General features: G+C 69.9%; 17 protein-coding genes. 5 read left to right on the forward strand and 12 right to left on the reverse strand.

What is annotated here, in order from left to right:
- The first annotated feature begins 41 nt into the window (after nucleotides 1–41).
- The 3 genes from ACIA8G_RS01515 to prcA are packed head-to-tail and all read left to right on the forward strand — an operon-like array spanning nucleotide 42 to nucleotide 1935.
- On the forward strand, nucleotides 42–236 hold the full coding sequence (locus ACIA8G_RS01515; protein WP_396416284.1) for a ubiquitin-like protein Pup: 195 nt from the start codon (nucleotides 42–44) through the stop codon (nucleotides 234–236).
- 51 nt (nucleotides 237–287) lie between these two features.
- On the forward strand, nucleotides 288–1136 hold the full coding sequence (gene prcB, locus ACIA8G_RS01520; RefSeq protein ID WP_396416285.1) for a proteasome subunit beta: 849 nt from the start codon (nucleotides 288–290) through the stop codon (nucleotides 1134–1136).
- A gap of 34 nt (nucleotides 1137–1170) precedes the next feature.
- Complete coding sequence (gene prcA / locus ACIA8G_RS01525; RefSeq protein ID WP_396416286.1) at nucleotides 1171–1935, forward strand: proteasome subunit alpha; 765 nt, start codon at nucleotides 1171–1173, stop codon at nucleotides 1933–1935.
- Between the two features lie 45 nt (nucleotides 1936–1980).
- On the opposite strand, the gene ACIA8G_RS01530 is transcribed toward prcA, so the two are convergent.
- Genes ACIA8G_RS01530 through ACIA8G_RS01550 form a run of 5 tightly spaced genes read right to left on the reverse strand, consistent with a single transcriptional unit; the run spans nucleotide 1981 to nucleotide 7173 of the window.
- Complete coding sequence (locus ACIA8G_RS01530; protein ID WP_396416287.1) at nucleotides 1981–2541, reverse strand: GNAT family N-acetyltransferase; 561 nt, start codon at nucleotides 2539–2541, stop codon at nucleotides 1981–1983.
- On the reverse strand, nucleotides 2538–3176 hold the full coding sequence (locus ACIA8G_RS01535) for an alpha/beta fold hydrolase (protein ID WP_396416288.1): 639 nt from the start codon (nucleotides 3174–3176) through the stop codon (nucleotides 2538–2540). Before ACIA8G_RS01535 ends, ACIA8G_RS01530 begins: the two co-directional genes overlap by 4 nt.
- A 9-nt stretch (nucleotides 3177–3185) precedes the next feature.
- Nucleotides 3186–5822, reverse strand: coding sequence for an ABC transporter permease (locus ACIA8G_RS01540; RefSeq protein WP_396416289.1), 2637 nt, complete (start codon nucleotides 5820–5822; stop codon nucleotides 3186–3188).
- Entirely contained in the window at nucleotides 5819–6523 is a 705-nt protein-coding gene (locus ACIA8G_RS01545) for an ABC transporter ATP-binding protein (RefSeq protein ID WP_396416290.1), read from the reverse strand. The genes ACIA8G_RS01540 and ACIA8G_RS01545 overlap by 4 nt, the downstream gene beginning before the upstream one ends.
- Complete coding sequence (locus ACIA8G_RS01550) at nucleotides 6520–7173, reverse strand: PadR family transcriptional regulator (protein WP_396416291.1); 654 nt, start codon at nucleotides 7171–7173, stop codon at nucleotides 6520–6522. The genes ACIA8G_RS01545 and ACIA8G_RS01550 overlap by 4 nt, the downstream gene beginning before the upstream one ends.
- Nucleotides 7174–7342: 169 nt before the next feature.
- On the opposite strand from ACIA8G_RS01550, the gene ACIA8G_RS01555 reads away from it, so the two are divergent.
- On the forward strand, nucleotides 7343–7942 hold the full coding sequence (locus tag ACIA8G_RS01555) for a GNAT family N-acetyltransferase (protein WP_396416292.1): 600 nt from the start codon (nucleotides 7343–7345) through the stop codon (nucleotides 7940–7942).
- A 137-nt stretch (nucleotides 7943–8079) separates the two neighbouring features.
- Here the strand turns inward: ACIA8G_RS01555 and ACIA8G_RS01560 are convergent, their stop codons facing one another.
- Nucleotides 8080–9444 carry a bifunctional phosphatase PAP2/diacylglycerol kinase family protein gene (locus ACIA8G_RS01560; protein WP_396417294.1) on the reverse strand — a complete coding sequence of 455 codons (1365 nt, stop codon included), beginning with the start codon at nucleotides 9442–9444 and terminating at the stop codon, nucleotides 8080–8082.
- 116 nt (nucleotides 9445–9560) lie between these two features.
- Here ACIA8G_RS01560 and pafA point away from each other — a divergent pair, with 116 nt between their 5' ends.
- A complete protein-coding gene (pafA, locus tag ACIA8G_RS01565; protein WP_363781394.1) occupies nucleotides 9561–10919 on the forward strand; it encodes a Pup--protein ligase in 1359 nt (452 codons plus the stop codon).
- 58 nt (nucleotides 10920–10977) lie between these two features.
- Here the strand turns inward: pafA and ACIA8G_RS01570 are convergent, their stop codons facing one another.
- The 6 genes from ACIA8G_RS01570 to ACIA8G_RS01595 all read right to left on the reverse strand — a co-directional run bounded on the left by ACIA8G_RS01570 (nucleotide 10978) and on the right by ACIA8G_RS01595 (nucleotide 17610).
- Complete coding sequence (locus ACIA8G_RS01570; RefSeq protein WP_396416293.1) at nucleotides 10978–12012, reverse strand: methyltransferase; 1035 nt, start codon at nucleotides 12010–12012, stop codon at nucleotides 10978–10980.
- Nucleotides 12013–12027: 15 nt separating this feature from the next.
- Nucleotides 12028–13239 carry a cytochrome P450 gene (locus ACIA8G_RS01575; RefSeq protein ID WP_396416294.1) on the reverse strand — a complete coding sequence of 404 codons (1212 nt, stop codon included), beginning with the start codon at nucleotides 13237–13239 and terminating at the stop codon, nucleotides 12028–12030.
- Nucleotides 13236–14882 (reverse strand): FAD-dependent monooxygenase, encoded by a 1647-nt coding sequence (locus tag ACIA8G_RS01580; RefSeq protein WP_396416295.1) that lies wholly within the window; start codon nucleotides 14880–14882, stop codon nucleotides 13236–13238. Before ACIA8G_RS01580 ends, ACIA8G_RS01575 begins: the two co-directional genes overlap by 4 nt.
- Before the next feature lie 79 nt (nucleotides 14883–14961).
- Nucleotides 14962–15795 (reverse strand): SAM-dependent methyltransferase, encoded by an 834-nt coding sequence (locus ACIA8G_RS01585; protein ID WP_396416296.1) that lies wholly within the window; start codon nucleotides 15793–15795, stop codon nucleotides 14962–14964.
- Nucleotides 15796–15851: 56 nt separating this feature from the next.
- A complete protein-coding gene (locus ACIA8G_RS01590; protein WP_396416297.1) occupies nucleotides 15852–16469 on the reverse strand; it encodes a dTDP-4-dehydrorhamnose 3,5-epimerase family protein in 618 nt (205 codons plus the stop codon).
- A gap of 31 nt (nucleotides 16470–16500) precedes the next feature.
- Nucleotides 16501–17610, reverse strand: a complete 1110-nt coding sequence (locus tag ACIA8G_RS01595) for a DegT/DnrJ/EryC1/StrS family aminotransferase (protein WP_396416298.1) — start codon at nucleotides 17608–17610, stop codon at nucleotides 16501–16503.
- Nucleotides 17611–17778 lie beyond the last annotated feature (168 nt).

Below are 17778 nucleotides of genomic sequence, written 5' to 3' on the forward strand. Positions count from 1 at the left end.
CTGGGTAGTGTTCTTGTCAGGCGAGTTAGCGGGAGGCCGAGATGTCCCAGGAACAGAAGCAGCGCCAGGGCGGTGGCGACGACGGCGACGGCGAGGACGGTGCCGCCGGCGCAGGTCAGGAACGCCGCGAGAAGCTCGGCGAGGACGTGGACGCGATCCTCGACGAGATCGACGACGTGCTCGAGGAGAACGCGGAGGACTTCGTCCGCGCTTACGTGCAAAAGGGTGGTCAGTAGGCCTTCGGGGGCCTGTTGACCATTTTTCGGGGACGGGAGAACAACCAACACATGGACCACAGCTCGACCGGGCGCTACCCGGCCGCGGCGTTGCCTTCGGCGTACCTGACGCCGGGCTCGTCGTCGTTCACGGACTTCTTGCGGGCGCAGGCACCCGACATGTTGCCAACGGCGCGGAAGCTCCCGGAGGGGACCATCCAGGCCCCGCACGGGACGACGATCGTCGCGGCCACGTACAAGGGTGGCGTCGTGATCGCCGGAGACCGGCGGGCGACGATGGGCAACGTCATCGCCCAGCGCGACATGAAGAAGGTCTTCGTCACCGACGACCACTCGGCCGTCGGCATCGCCGGTACCGCGGGCATCGCGATCGAGATCGTGCGTTTGTACACGGTCGAACTGCGGCACTACGAGAAGATCGAGGGCGTTCCGCTGTCGCTCGACGGCAAGGCGAACCGCCTCTCGGCGATGATCAGGGGCAACCTCGACGCGGCCATGGCCGGTCTCGCCGTGGTGCCTCTGTTCGCCGGGTACGACACGTCCGCGGCCGACCCCGAGCGGGCGGGCCGCATCGTGTCCTACGACGTCACCGGTGGCCGTTACGAGGAGTCGCAGGGCTACCAGGCCGTCGGCTCGGGCTCGCTGTTCGCGAAGTCGGCGCTGAAGAAGCTCTACGACCCGGACGCGGACGTCGAGTCCGCCATCCGCGCGGTCACCGAGGCGCTGTACGACGCGGCGGACGACGACTCGGCGACGGGCGGCCCGGACCCGGTCCGCCGCCTCTACCCGATCGTCGTCACGATCAACGGCGCCGACGGCGCAGTCGAGGTACCGGAATCCCAGGTCGCCACGATCGCGGACGCGGTCGTCGAAGGCCGCCGGTCCCGCCCCGCAGGCTGAGTCCCCATCAGGTTCGACGTCAGGAGCACCACCCATGACGATGCCGCTGTACGCATCGGCAGAGCAGGTGATGCGCGATCGCTCCGAGTACGCCCGCAAGGGCATCGCCAGGGGTCGCAGCGTCATCGTGCTGAAGTACGCGGACGGCATTCTGTTCGTCGCGGAGAACCCTTCCAGCACTCTGCACAAGGTCTCGGAGATCTACGACCGCATCGGTTTCGCGGCCGTGGGCCGCTACAGCGAGTTCGAGAACCTGCGGCAGGCCGGGATCCGGTTCGCGGACGTCCGCGGGTACCAGAACGACCCGCGTGACGTCACCTCCCGCTCGCTCGCGAACGTCTACGCGACCACGCTGGGCACCTACTTCACCGAGCAGATCAAGCCGTTCGAGGTGGAGATCTGCGTGGCCGAGGTCGGGGAGTCGTCCGCTTCGGACACGCTGTACCGGTTGACCTACGACGGATCCATCGTGGACGAGCCGCAGTACATCGTGATGGGTGGCGCCGTCGACGCCCCCAACACGGCGTTGAAGGAAGCGTTCGCCGACGGGCTGACGCTGGCCGAGGCCGTTCCCGTGGCGGTCAAGGCCTTGTCGGCGGGGTCGCCGTCCACCGCGGCCGGGTCGGCCGAGCTGCTTCCCGCGGCCAAGCTCGAGATCGCGGTGCTGGAGAGGGCTCGGCCGCGCCGCGCCTTCCGCCGCATCGCCGGCGCGGCGCTGGACGAGCTGATGCCCGCGCCCACCAAGGACGGCAAGCCGGTCGAGGACGTCGAGCTGCCGTCCGACGACGAGTCCAAGTAGCACGTTCGCCGATGGCCCCCGGTCCGCCGGGGGCCATCGGTGTGTTCAGGTCCGGAACGAGTGCAGGGCGGCCACGCCCAGGGTCTGTTCCGCGCCGTACTGCTCGAAGGTGCTGACCGGCCGGAAGCCCAGGCGGGCCGCGAGCCGCAGCGAACGTTCGTTGGCCGTCTGGGTCACGATGAGGACCGGCTGGTCGGGGAGCTCGGCCGCGGCGGTGCGCAGCACGGCGGTGGCGGCTTCGAACGCCAGGCCGGTGCCCCAGGACGCGCGCCGCATCACGTAACCCAGTTCCAGCTCTCCGCCGTCTTCGGTGACGTGACCGGGCAGCTCGGCGGCACGCCGTTTGAGCTCCACCGTTCCGAGGAAGTCGTCGGTGGCCCTGTCGGCGACGACGAAGGAGTCAGGGGAGGCGGTCGTGTTGTCCAGGGAGATCTCGTCGAGACGCCGCTCGATGGCCTCCCGGGGCTGCGGGCCCCCGAGGTGGGCCCAGACCTCCGCGTCGGTCTGCAGCTCGATGATCCCGTCGCGATCAGCGGCGCGCAGCTTGCGCAGCACGACCCGGTCCGCGGCGATCTCGACGGTGGACAGCGTCGGCAACCGGTTCACGCGAACCGTTCCAGCAACTCCGCCAGCTCCACCGGCCGGCTCAGCTGGGCGCAGTGGCCCGCGGCCAGTTCCAGCGGCTCTACTCCGAGACGGTCCGCGACCACCCTGCGCATGAAGTCCGGCGTGAAGAAGCGGTCTTCGGTGCAGAGCACGAAATGCGTTGGTACCGAAGGCATCGCGTCCAACGGCCACGGCTTCGCCATGGAGTTCTCGGACGTGTCGCGCTCCAGTTTCTTGAACTCCTCTGCCAGGTGCGGCGGTACGTCGTGCCAGAACTGGTCCTCCAGGCCGCTGTCGGCGTAGCCGGTGTTCGCCCACCAGTCGCCGGGCGCCTCGCCTGGCCGCGGGAGCATCGCGGTCACCAGGACCAGTGCCTTGGCGTTCACGCGGGCGGCGACCAGAGGCGCGGTGAGGCCGCCGAACGAGTGGCCGACGACGACCACATCGTCTGTGTCCGTTGTGGACGGGAGGGCTTCCACCACCGTGGTCGCCCAGTCCGTCAGGTCCTTCGATTCGTCCTCGGTCGGGAGGTCGGGCGCGACGACGGTGTGGCCCTTGGTGTGCAGCGCTTGCGCTACCAGGTGCCACGACCAGCCGACGTCGCCCGCCCCGTGCACTATCGCGAAGGTGGTCACGTTCGCACCCTATTCGCGTCTTTCGATCGGCAGGCGGGAACGGGTGAACAGGGCGGCGCCGAGCATGGCCACGCAGGGGATCACCAGCAGTGAGATCACGATGTTCGGCCAGGGAACGGCCAGCGGGTTCAGTTCCGGCTGAGGCCACATGCTGGCGTAGCCGACGTTCAGGGAGGCCAGCAGGGCCAAGGCCGCGCCGACGCCCGCCGCGGTCCCCAGGAAGCCGCCGATCCCGGCGATGACGCCTGCCTGGCTGAGCGACAGGAGTTTGCGCAACGTCGGGGTGGCGCCCACGGCGGCGAGGGTGGTGAGGTCCCGCCGGCCGTCGGCGGCGGCCAGACCGGTGGCCAGTGCGGCGGCCGCGAGCGTGATCAGGCCCGCGACCAGGCCGAGAACGCCCAGCGCCTGCTGGACGTCGGACTGGGTCGGGCGGTCGACGTGCACCTCGTACTCGCCGCCGAGGGCCGCGGTCAGGGCGTCCTGCTCGGCCTCGGTGGGCATGCGGGTCGTGGTGGCGTACATGGTGAAGGTCGAGACACCGAAGCCCAGGGCGCGGGCGGTCTCCTCGGTCATCATCGCCATCCGCGCCTTGTGGCGTCGCGGGGTCGCGTAGCCGGGTGCCGGTGTGGTGGTGGCCTGGGTGCCGGTGGCGAGGAGGACCTGGCCGTCGGCCAGCACGTCGGGTTCGTTGACGACGGTCTTGCCCTCGCGCAGGGCAGCCTGGACGGGCGCGACGTCCTCGGGTTGCAGCTGTAGGAGGGACTTCGCGGCGTCCGGACTGGCCACCACCACGAAGCCGTGCGGGGTGGTGAAGGTGCCGAAGTAGCGGTGGGCCTGGCCCACCCCGGTGCAGCGCTGGTCGGCCAGGGCGGACTGTTGTTCGGCTTCGGTGGGTTCGCGGTGGATGACGTCCAGGGAGTAGGGGCATTCGCGGTCGGCCGGTGGGCGGATGTGGGCGAAGCAGGGGCCGCCGTCGCACGAGAGGAGTTTGATCTCGTGGGTCTCGTCCACGGGCATGGTGTTGCGCATGGCGGTCGCGACCGAGGCCGGGATGGCGGTGGTGCCGGCCTTCTGGAGGTCGTCCAGGCGGTAGACGGTGACGTCGCCCATGTTGCCCGCCAGCTGGCTGGCCTCCTGCTGGGCCTGGGAGGTCAGCATGACGCTGACGGCCACGGCACCGATGACGGCGGCCATCACGGCGGAGATCGCGGGGGCCGCGGCGGTGCGGTTGCGGGAGGCGTCGCGCAGGGCGATGCGCAGGGCCACCGGGAGCCAGCGTCCGGCTCGGGCCAGGAAGCCCAGCAGGGCCGGGGTGCAGAGGACCATGCCGATCTCGGTGAGGATCAGGGCGACGAGGATGCCGACGATCTGCATCTTGATCGCGCTGAAGACGCCGACGGCCACACCGCCCGCGATCAGTGCGAGCCCCAGCACCAGCCAGCGGCGGCGGGAGCGGGTGATCCCCCGGCGGCCCGCGAGCGCCGTCACGACGTCCTGGCGCGACGAGATCCAGGCGGGGACGAGCGCGGCCAGCACACCGGTGACGACGGCCAGCAACGCGAGGGCGGCCAGGGCGGAGGGGAAGAAGCGCTGCGCACCAAAGCGTTCGGCGATGATCCACTCCACCAGCGGCCGGCTGGCGACCGCGGCGAGAACGCCGAGCAGCACCCCTCCGGCGGCGGCCAGGGCACCGACCACGACGCCGTCGGCCAGCACGATACGGCGGACGTGCGCCGGGGCGCCGCCGACCGCGGAGACCAGCGCCAGGTCGCGTTTGCGGCGGCGGGCGCCCACCGCCATCGCCGAGCCGGCGAGCAGCGACATCTCCAGCACGGCCAGGCCGGCGATGAGTACGAGGATGTCGGCGGTCAGCTCGTTGGAGTCGACGATCTGCGGGTAGCGGTCGGCCGCGCCCGGCGGGGAGTGCAGGACGGTGCGGGACAGCACAGCGATGCCGAGCTTGTTGAGTTCCTTGACCCTGGCCCAGTCGAGCGGCGTGGTCACGAGCCAGGAGCGTTCGGCGTGGTCGAAGGTGCCGGGGAGCGCCACCAGGGTCGTGTTGTCCAGCCGGTTCGGTTCCTCGATGACGCCCACGACGGTGAACGTGCGGCCGTCCTCCGTGGTGAGGGTGCCGCCGACTTGCGCGCCGGTGCGGGTCATCGCCTTGCGGGACAACGTGATCTCCTGCTGGGTCCGCGCCGCCCTGCCCTCCAGCACCGTGATCATGCCGCCGGTCAGCGGGTTGTTCAGGTCGAGCATCCGCACGCCGGCGCGGCCGACGCCCGCGGTCGTGCGGATGTTGGCGCCGCTTTGCTCGACGGGCACCAGGTCCGTGCCGGGCAGCAGTGCGCGGAGACGTTCCTCCGACGGTGCCTCGCCCTCGGCGTTGCCGACCGGGATCGCGAAGTCGCGGGTCGGTTCCTGGATGACCGGGCTGCGATAGGTCCAGGTGACCAGGGCTTCCGCGGTGCCCATGGTGCGTGCGGCGTTCTCGGACGGCGTCAGTTCGGTCGAGTCGAAGACGACCGCCGCGAACGACAGTGCGGCGACGGGGACGAGGATCAGGGCGACGACGAGGGCCGTCCGGCCGCGGGACCTGCGGGTCTCGCGCCAGGCGATGCGCAGTGCTGCGCGCCATCCGTTCACGGCGTGCTCAGCAGTTCTTCTGGCTGGTCGAGCTGCGAGACGTCGACGACGACCCCGTCGCGCAGGAACACGACGCGGTCGGCCCAGGCGGCGTGGCGGGCGTCGTGCGTGACGAGCACCGCCGCCGCACCGGCGTCCACTTTGGACCTGAGCAGACGCAGCACGGCCTCGCCGGTGCGGGAGTCGAGGGCGCCGGTCGGTTCGTCGGCGAGCACGAGCCGGCGTTCGCCGATCAACGCCCGCGCGATCGCGACCCGTTGCTGCTGGCCACCGGACATCTCGTCGGGGAAGCGGTCCGCGTACCCGTCCAGGTCCACTTCGGACAGTGCCTTCTCGGCCTGCCGGCGGGACTTGCGCACGCCGTCGAGGTCGAGGGGGAGGGCGACGTTCTCCGCGGCGGTGAGGCTCGCGATGAGGTTGAGGTCCTGGAAGACGTACCCGATCCGCTTGCGGCGCCACGCGGCGAGCTGCTTGCGTGAGCATTCCTGGAGGCTGGTGCCGTCGACGAGGACCTGGCCGCTGGTCGGGCTGTCGAGGCCGCCGGCGAGGTTGAGCAGCGTGGACTTGCCGGAGCCGGACGGGCCCATGACCGCGACGAGCTCGCCTGGGTTGACGGTGAGCGAGACGCCGTTGAGGGCGTTGACCGCTGTTTCGCCGGTGCCGTGGATGCGGTGGACGTCGCGCAGTTCGAGGACGGTCATCTCGGTACCTCGGCGTTCTCGTCGCTCGTGGTGGTCCCGTTGCCCGTGGTGGTCTGGCCGCTCGTTTTGGTCTGGTGGCTCGTGGTGGCCTGGCCGGTTGTGGTGGTCTCGTGGCTCGTGTCGGTCTGGTGGCTCGTGTTCGTCTGCGGCTTGTGCCGGATGAGGCTCGTCTCGCAGTGGTCGAGCCAGCGCAGCTCGGCCTCCGCCTGGAAGATCATCGCGTCGAGCACGAGCAGCCACGGCAGGTCGCCGGGCTGCGTCTTGAGCCGCGTGTACTCCTGCAGCGTGCGCATCGTGGCCGTGCGCTGGGTCATGACGACCTTGGCGACGTCGACGCCGGGCGTGGTGATCGCGAGGGCGAGCTTGATCGCCACCTCGTCGCGCGGCCGATCGCCGCGCTTGACCGGCGTCGCGAACCACTTCCTGAGCTCACCCCGGCCCTGCGCGGTGATCTCGTAGGGCCGCTGCCCCTCGTTCTCGGGCAGCGCGACGACCAGATCGTCCCGCTCCAGCCGCGACAACGTCGTGTAGACCTGCCCGATGTTCAACGGCCACGTGCCGCCCGTGGCGGAGTCGAACGCCGCCCGCAGCTGGTAGCCGTACATCGGCCCGCGCTCCAGGAGCGCGAGCAAACCGTGTTTGACCGACATACCTACTGAGTATGCATACCGAGTATGTTCCTGGCAAACGGTGATGCCGGAACCCGCGTGCGAGCAAGCCGGACATCGGGAACGCTGGTGGTGCCGGAGACGTCCGGCTGGAAGCGGGTTGGGGGACGACGTGGTCGACGCCGCACGGGGTCGAACCGGGGGAGTGAGCTTGCTGGGCGCCTCCGGGAGGCCGAACGTGCTGGACGCGTCCGCCGGAGCCGGCCCGCGGGCCGTGGTCAGGGACTACGAGGCGGCGGACGAGGCGTCCTGGCTGCGGTGCCGCGTCCTGGGCTTGCTCGAGACCAGCCGGTACGACGACGTCTGGCAGTCCAGGCGCCGCAACGATCTGGAACTGGTCGCCGCCGACGACAACGTGGTCATCGGGCTGTTGGACGTGTCGGTACCAGGCACACAAGCCACCGTCGACATGGTCGTCGTGCATCCGGGCCACCGCCGTGGCGGCGTCGCCTCCACGCTGCTCGACGAGGCGGTGCGAAGGCTGGAGCGCTGCGGTGTGCGCGAACTCGACGCGCGGGTGCGAGAGGACGCCCCGGCGCTGGGATGGTTCGCGCGTCACGGGTTCGTCGAAACGGAGCGGCACTTGCACGTGCACGCGTCCGCGGACGAGGTGGGCACCGCGCTGACCGCGAGGTACGGGCTGGAGCCGGTGGGGGCGTTGCTGCACGCCAGGATCGAGCGGGAAGCCGAGATGCGGCAACGGTTCGAGCGCGTGTACGTGTGCCGCCGACTGGTCCGCGTGATCTCCTAGGCGCTCATGCCGGGGAGTCGCGCGAGCAAGCATGACCAGCGCCTCGATCGGACCGCTGATCTCGGTTCCCTCGTCCGCTGAGCCGTGTGGTCCCCGCGGACTCCCGGCTGCGAACGTTCGACAATGTCGAACGGTTCTTACGGCCGATAGATGCCGAGCGCTGCCGCACGCGAACGGAACCTGAAGTGCGTCCCGCGCTCCTGCACCTCACCGTCGGTCGCGATCGAGATGGCTCGGCCGTGCACCTCCACGTTCAACGAGGCGACCTCGAGGTGTGTGTACGTGCGTGAGTGCTCCAAGGCGCCCAGCAAGGCGCCGAGGAAGAACCTCAGCCGTGAGTACCGCCGGTCCGCGCGGACGTACCGCACGTCGAGCAGCCCGTCGTCCAGCCGCGGCCGCATCGTCGGCGCGAACCCCTTCGGCCGGTACGGGCCGTTGCCCACGAACAGCAGCCACACGAGGTGCTTGTCGCCGTCGATGGTCATCTCCAGCGGCTGGGCCTTGCGCAGGACGCTGAACAGCGCGATCGCGGCGGCCGGCCACTTGCCCCAGCGCCTCTCCAGCTTCTCGCGGATCCGGACCATGTCCGGGTAGCCGCCCAGCGATGCCGTGTTGACGAACCACTGGTCGTTGACCTGCGCGAGGTCTACCCGCACACCCACGCCGTCCGCGACGGCCTGCGCCGTGTCGTGCAGACCGGTGATGCCCACGTCGCGCGCGAAGTGGTTCAACGTGCCGGAGGGGATGAGCACCAGCGGTAGGTCGCGTTCGGCAGCGACCGCGGCCACCGCGGCCACGGTGCCGTCGCCACCGGCCACACCCAGCGCCTTCGCGTCCGGCAGGTCTGCCAGCTCCTCGATCGGGACGATCCGCGCCTTCGGCCACTCCTCGGCGATCTGCGGCGTCGGGTCCGGGCCGACCCCCGAGTACGGGTTCACGACCACGACCAGGCCTTCGCCCTCCTCCAACGACGTCAGGTCGGCGTGCTCATAGGCCGACGCACGGTCGTTCAGACCCTTTGGCCACCAACGGCGCGTGAGCATCGCGGCACCGACACCCACCGCCGCGCCGGCTGCCACGTCAGTCGGCCAATGCACGCCGGTGTGGACGCGTGAATAGGCGACGGCGGCGGCGATCGGCGCCACCACCGCGCCCGCTTTGGGGGATTCCATGGCCACCGCTGTGGCGAAAGCGACAGCTGACGCGGAGTGACCGGACGGGAATGACGACGATGTCGGCCGCTTGGACAACCGGCGTTCTACCGCGAGCAGATCCGCGGCGGGCCGGCGGCGGGGAAACAGGGACTTCCCGACCAGGTTCGCGCTGGCAGAGGCCCCGGCGATGGCCGCAAGACCCCGGAACGCACCACGCCGGAACGGACCTTTCCCCGTTGCCAGAATTGCCGCGATGACGAACCACAACAGGCTGTGGTTCGCGGCACGGGAAAGTCTCTTGAAACCCCTGTCCAGCCTGCTCGGAGGCAGTCCGGCAGAGGAGCTCATGAGCGACTTGTCCAGCGCGCTGACTCGTTTCCACACCCTTCCGACACTAAACCGCAACCGGCGTGCCGCCCGAACGGATCACCCTGGCGCGGCCGGGAGTCGCCTACTGTTGAGGGATGCAGCGGCGGATCTTCGGCATTGAGACAGAATTCGGGGTGACCTGCACCTTCCACGGGCAGCGTCGTCTGTCCCCGGACGAGGTCGCGCGGTACTTGTTCCGCCGCGTCGTCTCCTGGGGGCGTTCTTCCAACGTCTTCTTGCGCAACGGCTCTCGGCTCTACCTGGACGTCGGCTCCCACCCGGAGTACGCGACGGCCGAGTGCGACGACCTGGCCCAGCTCGTCACGCACGACAAGGCGGGCGAGCGGATCCTCGAGGACCTCCTGGTCGACGCCGAGCGCAGGCTCGCCGACGAGGGCATCGGCGGAGACATCTTCCTGTTCAAGAACAACACCGACTCGGCGGGCAACTCCTACGGCTGCCACGAGAACTACCTGGTCGCACGGGCCGGCGAGTTCTCCCGCATCGCGGACGTGCTGCTGCCGTTCCTGGTCACCCGTCAGCTGATCTGCGGCGCCGGCAAGGTGCTGCAGACCCCGCGCGGCGCGGTGTACTGCCTCTCGCAGCGCGCCGAGCACATCTGGGAGGGCGTGTCGTCCGCGACCACGCGGTCCCGCCCGATCATCAACACCCGCGACGAGCCGCACGCCGACGCCGAGCGCTACCGGCGCCTGCACGTCATCGTGGGCGACTCGAACATGTCCGAGGTGACGACGCTGCTCAAGGTGGGCAGCGCGAACCTCGTGCTGGAGATGATCGAGCAGGGCGTCCAGTTCCGGGACTTCTCCCTGGACAACCCGATCCGCGCGATCCGCGAGATCTCCCACGACCTGACGGGCCGCCGCACGGTGCGCCTCGCGGGCGGCAAGGAAGCGTCCGCGCTCGACATCCAGCGCGAGTACTTCGAGAAGGCCGTCGAGCACGTGGCCAAGCGCTCGCCGGACCCGATGGCGCAGCGCGTTCTCGAACTGTGGGGCCGCACGCTCGACGCCGTCGAGGCGCAGGACCTGTCGAAGATCGACCGCGAGATCGACTGGGCCATCAAGAACCGCCTGATGGAGCGGTACATGGCCAAGCACAACATGGACCTGTCGAACCCGCGCATCGCCCAGCTCGACCTCGCCTACCACGACATCCGCCGTGGTCGCGGCGTGTTCGACCTGCTGCAGCGCAAGGGCCAGGTCGAGCGGGTCACCGACGACGGCGAGATCGAGGCCGCCAAGGACACCCCGCCGCAGACCACGCGGGCCAAGCTGCGCGGTGACTTCATCGCGGCCGCGCAGGCGGCCGGGCGTGACTTCACCGTCGACTGGGTGCACCTGAAGCTGAACGACCAGGCGCAGCGCACGGTGCTGTGCAAGGACCCGTTCCGCGCGGTGGACGAGCGCGTCGAACGGCTCATCTCGTCGCTCTAGAAACAGCCACGAGGGGCGTGCTCCGGACCCGGAGCACGCCCCTCGTGTCATGTCACCGCTACCGCGCCACCGCTTCGAACAGGTGCAGTGACTCGGTCGCCGTCGATCCGCGGTACTCCAGACCGGCCCGCTCGAACAGGGCGGCGTACTCCGCCTCGGTGCGTTCCTGACTGCCGAACAGCACGAACATCCCCATGTCGGCCATCGCGGTGTAGGGGTCGGGCGTGCCGGACTTCTCCAGCAGCACCTCGACCACGATGATCCGGGAACCCGGCCGCGCGGCCCGTGCACAGGACTTCAGGATGCGGACGCAGTCCTCGTCGCCCCAGTTGTGCAGGATGAAACGCAGCAGGTAGAGGTCTGCTCCCTCGGGAACGGCGACCAGCGCGTCCCCGGCCACGGTCTCGCACCGGGACGCGAGCGGGTCGCTGACCAGTTCGGGCAGGGCGTCGGCGACGACCGAGTCGACGTCGAACAACACCCCGCGCAGCTCCGGAGCGGCCAGCAGAACGTCCCGCAACAGCCCGCCGCGGCCGCCGCCGACGTCCACCACGACGCCCGTGGCGGGCAGGCCCAGCGCCGCGACGACGTCGCCGTTGTCCTCCTCGGTGGCGTTGCTCATGGCCTGGTGGAAGTTCGCGGCCTGCTCCGGGTCGTGCTCGCTGATGTAGCTGTAGAAGTCCGTGCCGTGCACCAGCGCGAACGGGCTGCGGCCCTGCTTGGTGGCGGCGGCGAGGTTGCTCCACGCCTGCCACGAGGCGTCGGATTTCAGGTCCTGCGCGAGGATGCGGCCCACCGGGTGGGTGGAGCACATCGTCCGTGACAGCGGGGTGTGCGCGTACCGGCCGTCGTCGGTCAGGGCGAACACGCCGGTGCTCGCCAGTGCCGCCAGCAGCCTGCCCAGAACACCGGGGTCGGTGCCGGTGCGGACGGCCAGGTCCGCCACCGAGAGGGCCTCGTCCTCCAGCGTGTCGGCCAGGTCGAGCACCACCGCCGCACGCAGCAGGTGCGCCGAGCGCAGCAGCACCAGCATGTGGCTCACGGGGTCATCGGACGGCACGTCCGCCGGCGGTCCATCTTGGGTGTGCGTCATGTCGTTCCTTCTCGGCTACGGGGTGGTGGGGGACAGCACGACGGGCAGGGCGCTGATGCGCCGGATGATCCAGTCGGACTCCCACCGCACCTCGCTCGTCTCACTCAGGCGGGCGTGCGGAAAACGCGACAGGAACGCGCTGAGGGCGATCCTGGCCTCCAGGCGGGCCAGCGGTGCGCCGAGGCAGTAGTGGCGGCCGAGGCCGAAGCTGATGTTGTCGCCACCGGTTCCCGGCGCGAACTCGTCCCCGGCACTGCTGTGCGGGCACCGGTTCGCCGTCGCGAGGTTGACCTGCACCGGTGCGCCCTGAGGGATCAGGTAACCGCCGAGCTCGATGTCCTCGGTCGCGAACCTCCAGGTCGCGTGCGGCAGCGGCGGCTGCACCCTGAGGGTCTCCTCCACCCACTCGCTGACCTCCGCCTCGGTCTGTGGCCGTTGGCCAGGCGGGCGGCGCAATGCCTCGAAGATCGAGGAGGCGATCAGACTGGCTGTGGACTCGTAGCCCGCCATGATCAGGCCGGTCGTCCACGTCACGACCTCGTTCAGGCTGACCGAGTCCTCGGCCTCGGCGTCCAGCAGATCGGTGACGAAGCCCTTCTCCAGCACGCCCTTGTCGGCGGCCCACTGGGCGACCGTGCCGGCCAGCCCGCCCACGCCGCCGGCCCTGACGTCCTGGTCCTCCGAGAAGATGATGACGTCGGTGACCTCGCGCAGCGCGGGACGCAGGTGCGGCGGCACCCCGATGAGCTCGCTGAAGAACTCGAGCGGCAGCGGGAAGGTGAAGCGGTCGACCAGGTTCACCTCGCCGCCCTCCGCGGCGAGCTCGTCCAGCAGCCCGGCGGCGAGCTTCTCCACCCGCTCACCCCACGCCGGGAGCTTGCGGGGCGAGAAGAACTTCGCGTGCAGCCGCCGGATCCTGGTGTGCTCGTCGCCCTCGCTCATGACCATGGCCTTGGCGACCTCGGCGTCGGGCTGGGCGCCGAGCATGGCGCCGGGAACCCGCATCCAGTCCGGCGCGAGCGCCATGTCCTTGCTGAGCCGTCCGTCCAGGAGAGCGGCGCGGGCAAGGGCCGGGTCGCACACCACCCAGTTGGCGCCGCCGTAGTAGTCCACCTTGACGATCGGCGCCACCGCGCCGGCGGCCAGCACCGCCGGCATGGTGTCGACGGGTGTGGGCTCGGTGGGCATCTCGGCCTGGGGGGCCTCGAGGTACTCGTCTTGTTTCACCGGCTGTGTCCGTTCGTGGTGGTGGATTCTGCGGCTCCGCGCACGGTGTCGACGAGCGCCGCCGGGTCGTCCGGGAGTTCGTCACCCCGCCACGCCACGTGGCCGTCCGGGCGGACCAGGACGAAGGCCCGTTCGTAGAGCTTGGCCAGTTCGTCGTTGTCGCTCGGGCAGACGCTCAGCGGCACGTCGCGGTCGGCGAACGCCTTCACGAAGCGCGGAAGTCCTTCGTCGGCACCGAACTGGAGCAGGACGAAGCTGAGTCCGAAGAGGTCGAGCGTGGACGTGGTGGCGTCCCACCACGCGTGCGCGGCGCGCCGGCCCGGTTCGCCGCCGGGCCGCCAGGCCGCGTCCGGCACGGCGATGCCGGTGGGCTGGCCGGGATCGTCGACGACGACCGCGGACCGGTAGCGGAGTCCGAAGTGGATTTCCGGAGCGTCGAACTCGCGGTGCGCGCCGCTCGCGGCGAGCCGTTCGGACATGTCCTTGCGGGCCTGCTCACCGTCCGGGCCGTCCAGGTCGATCTCCTGCGGCACCTGCCGGTCCATCGTGCGGCGCAGGTTCACGTTCGCCTCGCGCAGGCTTTCCTCGGCGATCGGCCGGCGTTCGGCCTCGTAGCTGTCGAGCAGGCCTGGCCCGGCCCAGCCGTCGAGCGTGGCGGCGATCTTCCAGCCCAGGTCGGCCGCGTCGGCGATGCCGGTGTTGAGGCCGAAACCACCGGAGGGGGACAGGGTGTGCGCGGAATCGCCCGCGAGGAACACGCGGCGGTGCCGGTAGCGGTCGGCGACGCGGTGGGTGAGGTGCCAGTCGCCGTCGCTCAGCACCTCCACCGGGGTGTCGAACGCGATCGCGTCGCGGATCAGGGACTCCGCGTCGGCTCGCTCCGCCGCCTCGTCCTCGACGCCGACGACCATGTTGAAGAGATCGACGCCGTCCAGTGACCGCAACGGGAAGCGCAGCACCGGTGAGCGGACGAGGAAGTGGACCAAGGCGGTGTTGCCGCCGAGCTGGGCCTTGAGTTCGGGGGCGCGGAACAGCACGTTGCGGAAGATCTGGGGCTGGAACCGGGCGGGGGCGTCGATGCCGCAGGCCTGGCGGATGGGGGACGACGCGCCGTCGCAGGCGACCAGGTACCGGGCGTGCACCTCGGTGGTCGTGCCGGTCTCCAGGTCGGTGAGCACGGCCTGGACGTGGTCGTCGGTCTGCGTCACGTCGCTGATCGACGTCCGCAGCCGCAACGGTCCCTCCGGATGCACGCCGACCGCCTGGGACAGCACGGGGTTGAGCCAGTGCGCCGGGCAGATCTGGTCGGGTTCGGGGGTGTGGTGGAAGACCGGGCGGTCGGCCGCGGTGCCCCGCCGGTAGCGGTGCAGCTCGTAGCCGCCGATCTTGGTGACCCAGGCGATGTCCAGGGGGTGGTCGGCAGGCCAGCCGGCGTCGCGGATCGCGTCCGCGAGCCCCCAGCGCCGGAAGAGCTCCATCGAGCGCGGCCCGATCGTGCTCACCTTGGGGTGGCGGACGGTGCCGTCACCGGCCTCGGCCACCAGGCAGCTGATCCCGCGGTACGTCAGGTCGATCGCCAGCGCCAGCCCGACCGGGCCGCCACCCGCGATCAGCACGTCGGTCCGCTCAACCTTGCCCGTCATCGTGTCCGCGCCTTTCGTTGGGACGCCGGCAGGACGGTGCGCGCACCGCCCTGCCGCGTCAGAGCGAGTCAGGGGACGATCAGGGCCGGACCGCGACGGCCAGCAGGCAGCCGAAGTCGTCCGCGCCGGACAGGTCGGACGGCTTGAAGGCGTCGTCGGAGAACTCGAAGTTGCCCTCGTCCATCGCCACGGGCCGTTCCCCGAGGCTGGCCAGCTTCTCGATCTCGTCGGCCAGGCGCAGCGTGCTGTGCTCGGTGATGTCGTCGATGCTGTGCAGGCGCAGGCCCGCCCGGTGCAGCATGGGGACGTAGTCGTCGATGTCGGCCGTGGTGCACATGAGGTCGCGGCAGAACTTGTCGATACCGGGGCTGCGGACCTCCTTGCGCGGGTAGCGGTCGAAGAGGTCGGTCAGCACGACCCGGCCGCCGGGCTTGAGGACCCGGAAGATCTCGCGGAAGACCTGGTCGCGGTCAGGCATGTGGCACATCGACTCCAGCGCCATCACCGCGTCGAACGACCCGTCCTGGAACGGCAGGTTCAGCGCGTCGGCGTGCTCGAAGACCGCCCTGGCGGCGAGGCCCGCCTCGGCCGCGAGCTTGTTCGCGGTCTTGATCTGCTCCGCGCTGATGCTGATGCCCGTCACCCGCGCGCCGGTCTTGCCCGCCAGCCGCAGGCCGGGACCGCCCACACCGCAGCCCAGGTCGAGCACGTGGGACGCCTCGGTCACGTTGAGCCGCTCGATGAACACGTCGGTCAGCCGGTCCATCGCCTCGTCGATCGAGGCGGTGGACTCCGGCGAGTCCCAGTAGCCGATGTGCACGTTGGTGTTGAAGCTGCCGTCGCGCATCGCGCTCAGGGTCAGCTTGTCGTAGAGCGCGCCGACGTCTTGCGGCTGGGGCAGAGTCTGGGTCATGGCGAGCTTCTCGTCTCCTGGTCGGGTGAACGTGTCGTGGGCGGTCTGTGGTGGTGTCAGAGGGACGAGCCGGCTTCCGCCCGCGTCAGCTCCCACTCGATCTGGCGGCAGAGTTCGTAGTCGGGCAGCAGGCCTTGTTCCCGCGCCTGCGCGAGGGTGAGCGCCACACCGTCCCTTTCGGACAGAATCGGGTCCTGCGGGATCGGCAGTCCGAGAGCCGGGTCGAGGACGTCCAGGGCGAGCTCGTTCTCCGCCACGTAGGTGGTCGACACCATGTACGACATCACGGTGTTGTCCTCGAGTGCGACGAACGCGTGCCCCACGCCGACCGGGAAGTACAGGGTGCGGTGGTGGTTCTGGTCCATCAGAACGGAGTCCCACTTGCCGAACGTGGGCGAGCCGACCCTGATGTCCACCACGATGTCGATGGCCGCTCCGGCCGCGCAGTAGACGTACTTCGCGCAGCCCGGCGGTGTGGCGGTGTAGTGGATGCCCCGGACCACACCACGGCTCGACACGCTGTGGTTCGTCTGCCTGACCGGGAACAGGGGACCGCCGTGCGCCTCGGCGAACGCCGTCTCCTGGAACGGGGAGAGGAACCGGCCCCGGTCGTCGGCGAACACCTGAGGGCTGAACTCCAGCGCTCCCTCGACTGCGAGCGTGCGGACTTTCATGTGAGCTCCTGCGATCGGTGCGTACGAGAATTCACAGCGAGGCCAGCACTTGACGCAGTGCGTGGATGACCTTGTCCTGCAGATCGGGAGACAGCGAGGGGTACATCGGCAGGGAGAAGATCTCGGAGGCCAGTGCCTCGGTGACGGGCAACGAGCCGGTCCGCTCAGCGAGGTGGGAGAAACCGCTCATGGTGTGCACGGGCCACGGGTAGCTGATGTTCAGGTGGATGTCGTAGGACTTGAGACGCTCGATGATGTCGTCACGCCGGGGATGACGGACCACGTAGACGTAGTAGACGTGGCTGTTGCCCTCGTTCGTGGTCGGCAGCTTGAGGTCGGTGTCCCCAAGGCCTTCCTCGTACCGTCGCGCCACCGCCTGCCGCCCGGCGACGTAGGTGTCGAGCCGGGTCAGCTTGCGCCGCAGGATCTCCGCCTGGATCTCGTCGAGGCGGCTGTTGTGCGCCGGGGTCTGGACCGTGTAGTAGATCTTGTCCATCCCGTAGTAGCGCAGCCTCCGCAGCTGGGCGTTGACGTTGTCGTGCCGGGTCACCACCGCGCCACCGTCGCCGTACGCGCCGAGAACCTTGGTGGGGTAGAAGGAGAAGGCCGCCGCGTCACCGGTCGAGCCGGCCACCCTGCCGCGCTGACGGGCACCGTGCGCCTGGGCGCAGTCCTCCAGGACGCTCAGGCCGTGCTTGTCCGCGATCGCCCGCATGGCGGCCATGTCGACGCACTGCCCGTAGAGGTGCACCGGCACCAGGCAGCGCGTGCGGTCGGTGATCTTCGCTTCGATCTGCGAGGTGTCCATGAGGAAGTCCTCCTCGCGGACGTCGACGAACACCGGCGTGGCGCCCGCGTTGTCGATCGCGATCACGGTCGGTGCCGCGGTGTTCGACACCGTGATCACCTCGTCGCCCGGCTGGACGCCCACCGCCTGCAGCCCGAGCGTGATCGCGTTCGTGCCGTTGTCGACACCGACGCAGTGCCCGACGCCGTGGTATGCCGCGAACTCCTCCTCGAAGCCCCGCACGCTCTCGCCGAGCACGAGCTGTCCGGAGTTGAACACCTTCTCGACGGCGTCGAGGATGTCGAGCCGTTCGTTCTGGTATTCGGGGAGGTAGTCCCAAACGCGCGTGGTCATGGGCGAGCCTTTCGGAGAACTCGGTGGTCGGGCGTCGGTGGTTCCGGCGTCTGCAAGTACCGCCAACTCTTGATCGAATCGCCGCTGGGTACACCCAACCTGTTCGCCGTCTGCCGAACAGGCGCTTGGTGCGGTGCGGTGGTCCCTTGTTGGTGGTGGAAAAGTGCT

It is taken from the genome of Lentzea sp. NPDC051213, from assembly GCF_044455585.1.
Lineage (GTDB): Bacteria > Actinomycetota > Actinomycetes > Mycobacteriales > Pseudonocardiaceae > Lentzea.

Coding starts and splice junctions, on each gene's coding strand:
- ACIA8G_RS01515 (WP_396416284.1), top strand. CDS start 42: ATGTCCCAGGAACAGAAGCAGCGCCAGGGCGGTGGCGACGACGGCGAC.
- prcB (WP_396416285.1), top strand. CDS start 288: ATGGACCACAGCTCGACCGGGCGCTACCCGGCCGCGGCGTTGCCTTCG.
- prcA (WP_396416286.1), top strand. CDS start 1,171: ATGACGATGCCGCTGTACGCATCGGCAGAGCAGGTGATGCGCGATCGC.
- ACIA8G_RS01545 (WP_396416290.1), bottom strand. CDS start 6,523: ATGACCGTCCTCGAACTGCGCGACGTCCACCGCATCCACGGCACCGGC.
- ACIA8G_RS01550 (WP_396416291.1), bottom strand. CDS start 7,173: ATGTCGGTCAAACACGGTTTGCTCGCGCTCCTGGAGCGCGGGCCGATG.
- ACIA8G_RS01560 (WP_396417294.1), bottom strand. CDS start 9,444: ATGAGCTCCTCTGCCGGACTGCCTCCGAGCAGGCTGGACAGGGGTTTC.
- pafA (WP_363781394.1), top strand. CDS start 9,561: ATGCAGCGGCGGATCTTCGGCATTGAGACAGAATTCGGGGTGACCTGC.
- ACIA8G_RS01570 (WP_396416293.1), bottom strand. CDS start 12,012: ATGACGCACACCCAAGATGGACCGCCGGCGGACGTGCCGTCCGATGAC.
- ACIA8G_RS01580 (WP_396416295.1), bottom strand. CDS start 14,882: ATGACGGGCAAGGTTGAGCGGACCGACGTGCTGATCGCGGGTGGCGGC.
- ACIA8G_RS01585 (WP_396416296.1), bottom strand. CDS start 15,795: ATGACCCAGACTCTGCCCCAGCCGCAAGACGTCGGCGCGCTCTACGAC.
- ACIA8G_RS01590 (WP_396416297.1), bottom strand. CDS start 16,469: ATGAAAGTCCGCACGCTCGCAGTCGAGGGAGCGCTGGAGTTCAGCCCT.
- ACIA8G_RS01595 (WP_396416298.1), bottom strand. CDS start 17,610: ATGACCACGCGCGTTTGGGACTACCTCCCCGAATACCAGAACGAACGG.